This window comes from Streptococcus sp. HMSC074F05, assembly GCF_001808725.1.
Lineage (GTDB): Bacteria > Bacillota > Bacilli > Lactobacillales > Streptococcaceae > Streptococcus > Streptococcus parasanguinis_I.
Genome location: NZ_KV794408.1, coordinates 1 through 220, shown reverse-complemented (window position 1 = coordinate 220; position 220 = coordinate 1). Strand labels below are relative to the sequence as shown.

Below are 220 nucleotides of genomic sequence, written 5' to 3'. Positions count from 1 at the left end.
TAGATACTAGGCTCATTTGGGAGTTTAGCTCAGCTAAGGAGAACGTAAGTTCGACTTTGTCGAAACTGACGTAAGTCAGTGCACGACAGGGATCCAGTGAGTTAAACGACCATTTGGGAGTTTAGCTCAGCTGGGAGAGCATCTGCCTTACAAGCAGAGGGTCAGCGGTTCGATCCCGTTAACTCCCATTTAAGCGGGTGTAGTTTAGTGGTAAAACTAC

Annotated in this window: 1 tRNA gene; it reads left to right on the top strand. The window is 47.3% G+C overall.

Annotated elements, in window-relative coordinates:
* The first annotated feature begins 115 nt into the window (after nt 1-115).
* Nucleotides 116-188: transfer RNA gene (locus HMPREF2685_RS02250), tRNA-Val, on the top strand.
* Nucleotides 189-220 lie beyond the last annotated feature (32 nt).